This window comes from Pseudoroseomonas cervicalis ATCC 49957 (assembly GCF_000164635.1).
Classification (GTDB): domain Bacteria; phylum Pseudomonadota; class Alphaproteobacteria; order Acetobacterales; family Acetobacteraceae; genus Pseudoroseomonas; species Pseudoroseomonas cervicalis.
In genome coordinates, this window is record NZ_GG770833.1 from 1 (window position 1) to 2,555 (window position 2,555).

Here is a 2,555-nt window from a genome sequence, read left to right on the forward strand (position 1 = left end):
CGCCGCCTCACCACCCGACGGCGGCAGCCCGAACGGCGTCCCGCCTCACCACCCGACGGCGGCGCCCCGAACAGCGTCCCGCCTCACCACCCGGCGGCGGCAGCCTGACAAATCAGCGGCACTCGAGGATGCGGAGGTCGTAGACCGGGTGTTCCAGCATCGACACGCCGGGAGCGTTGGCGAACATCCAGCCCCGGAAGGCGGCGGCGCCGTTGGGGTCGTTGCGGGTGTCCAGCACCTCCAGCCAGGCGGCGGCGTCGGGCACTTCCTCGGGCGGGCGGGCGTTGCAGGCGCGCACGGTGACGCGCAGCGTGCCGAACTGGATCGGCTGGTTGACCGGGGTCTCCAGCACGGTGACCCGCGCCGTCACCTTGTCCAGCGCCTGGAGCTTGGCGGTGCGGGCGGCGACCCAGCCGGGATCCTGCTGCGCGGCGGCGGGCAGGGCGAGGGTCAGGGCCAGCAGCGGGGCGAGGCGGGCGGCGCGCATCAGGCGCCCCCTCCGGCGCGGCGCGGGCCGGGCAGCTCGGCCACCATCGCGGCCAGGATGCGGCGCATGGCGGCCTCGTCCACGCCCATCAGCACGGCGTCCTCCAGCAGGTCCTGCAGCATCGTCGCGGCCTCGCGGTGGTTCTCGGCCAGCACCTTCAGCTTCTCGCGGCAGGAGACGGGCTGGCCGTCCGCGCCCGGCCACTGGGCGGGCGGGGCCAGGCTCACGGGCGCGCCGCCCCCGGGGCGGCAGGGGCCGGCGCGGCATTGGCGCCGCCCTGATGGCCTTCCTGGCGCGCATTGGCCGAGGTCAGCTCGGTGACCGAGAAGATGAAGCGGCCGAGCAGCGATTCCAGGCTGACGGCGGACTGGGTGATGGTGATCTCCTGCCCGTCCCGCAGCATGGTGTCGGAGCCGCCCGGCACCAGGGCGACATACTTGCCGCCCAGCAGGCTTTCCGAGGTGATCTCGGCCGAGCTGTCATTCGGGATGGCGATGCCCGGCTCCACCCGCAGCCGCAGGATGGCGAGATAGGTGCGCGGGTCGATCCGCTGGTCCACCACGCTGCCGACCTTGACGCCGCCGATCCGCACATCCGCCCCGGGGGTGAGGCCGTCGATGCGGTCGAACTTGGCGGTCAGCGTCAGGCTGCCGGCGCCGCCGGCCCCGATGCTGCGGCCCGACTGGCCCAGCGCGTAGACCACGAAGACGGCGGCCACCAGCAGCACGACGGCGCCGGTGATGATCTCCGCCAGATTGCGACCCTGCATGAAGATATCCTGTCTGAGCCTCAGCTGCCCGGCGTCCAGGCCTCGTATTCGCCGGCGGTGCTGGGGCGGGGGGCATTGGCCGGACGCTGGTCCGGCCGGTAGGCGAGGGCGGTGCCGGTGCGGTTCGGCTGGTGCTCCTGCTGCCAGGCATAGAGCTTCTGCTCCGGCAGCGGCGCGTCGGTCACATGGTGCAGCCAGCAATGCCACTCGGGCGGCACGCTGGTCGGGTCCGCCTCCCCGGCGTAGAGGACGAAGCGGCGCTTCCGGCCATAGCCGAGCCAGCTCTTGCGGCTCTCGAAATAGGTGTTGCCGAAGCGGTCGGTGCCGATCTTGCTGGCGGAGAAGCCAGTGGTCAGCCGCTGCAGGAAGGACATGGCTCGGTCAGTTCCATAGGCTGCGCGAGGGTGGGGGAGGCCCGCCTCGCAGGGGGAGCGCGCTCGGGGCTTCCTTCGCACATGCGGCGGCATGGGGGAAGGTGCGCCCGCACCCCTGACCCTATAGTTAGGGCGGGCTTACCGCTTTGCCAGCGCGTGCCTCCCGCTGTTACGCCCGCGTTGCATCAGGCCGCCCCGCCGCCCCGCCCGGACGCGGCCCGGCGCCCGGATTCCTGGGCGACGGCGCTTCCGCGCGGGCGCGGAGGGCGCTAGCCTGCGGGGATGGCTCGGATCGCTGGCACTCCCTGGGAAGGCATCGCGCTGCGGCGCATACGCGCGGCGGCGGACCCGGATTCACCTTTGCGTGCCGTGGCCATCCCCGCCGCCTGGGAGGATGGCGCGGCCGAGGCGCTGGCGCTGCTCGCCCCCGGCCAGGGGCCGGTGACGCTGCCCGGCCTGGCCGAGGCCTGGATCCGCCGCCTGACCGCCCGCGCCGGGCAGACCGGCGTGCTGGAGCCGCTCGACGCCCTGGCACTGGCCGAGTCGCTGCGCGCGCTGCTGCTGCGCCGCCGCGGCGCGCCGGGTGCCGCCACCTGGCGCGGCGACGCCAAGGCCGAGCCGCGCTTCGTGCTGAACCTGCCCGCCTTCCTCGACGATGCCGGCGGCTTCGACGCGGCGGGCTATGCCGAGGCCGTGCGCAGCGGCGTGCTGGCGCTCGAGGTGCTGACCGGCGGCCGCGCCCTGCGCCTGCGCCTGGGCTTCGCCGACCTCGCCGGGCTGCTGGCCGCAAGCGGCCTGCCCTACGACTCGGCCGCCGCGCGCGATGTCGCCACCTGCCTCTCCGCGCTGACCCGTGGCGCCGCCGAGCAGGCCAGCGCCGAGCTGGCCGAGCGGCATGGCGCGCGCGAGCCCGCCGCGCTGCTCT

Annotated in this window: 4 protein-coding genes and 1 pseudogene; 1 reads left to right on the plus strand and 4 read right to left on the minus strand. The window is 74.6% G+C overall.

All coding sequences use genetic code 11. The annotated features are described in order from the left end of the window. Positions 1–112 precede the first annotated feature (112 nt). From HMPREF0731_RS19415 to HMPREF0731_RS19430, 4 genes are read right to left on the minus strand one after another with little or no spacing between them, the layout of a single operon-like run. On the minus strand, positions 113–487 hold the full coding sequence (locus tag HMPREF0731_RS19415; RefSeq protein WP_007005915.1) for a DUF2155 domain-containing protein: 375 nt from the start codon (positions 485–487) through the stop codon (positions 113–115). After that, the gene (locus HMPREF0731_RS19420; protein ID WP_007005916.1) at positions 487–714 is read right to left on the minus strand and encodes a hypothetical protein; all 228 of its coding nucleotides are present in this window, start codon (positions 712–714) and stop codon (positions 487–489) included. The genes HMPREF0731_RS19415 and HMPREF0731_RS19420 overlap by 1 nt, the downstream gene beginning before the upstream one ends. Continuing rightward, on the minus strand, positions 711–1,256 hold the full coding sequence (gene mlaD / locus HMPREF0731_RS19425; RefSeq protein ID WP_007005917.1) for an outer membrane lipid asymmetry maintenance protein MlaD: 546 nt from the start codon (positions 1,254–1,256) through the stop codon (positions 711–713). Before mlaD ends, HMPREF0731_RS19420 begins: the two co-directional genes overlap by 4 nt. Before the next feature lie 20 nt (positions 1,257–1,276). Continuing rightward, positions 1,277–1,630, minus strand: coding sequence for an NADH-ubiquinone oxidoreductase subunit NDUFA12 family protein (locus HMPREF0731_RS19430; protein WP_007005918.1), 354 nt, complete (start codon positions 1,628–1,630; stop codon positions 1,277–1,279). Positions 1,631–1,999: 369 nt separating this feature from the next. On the opposite strand from HMPREF0731_RS19430, the pseudogene HMPREF0731_RS19435 reads away from it, so the two are divergent. Next, positions 2,000–2,555, plus strand: a pseudogene (locus tag HMPREF0731_RS19435) (TSCPD domain-containing protein); the annotation flags it as partial.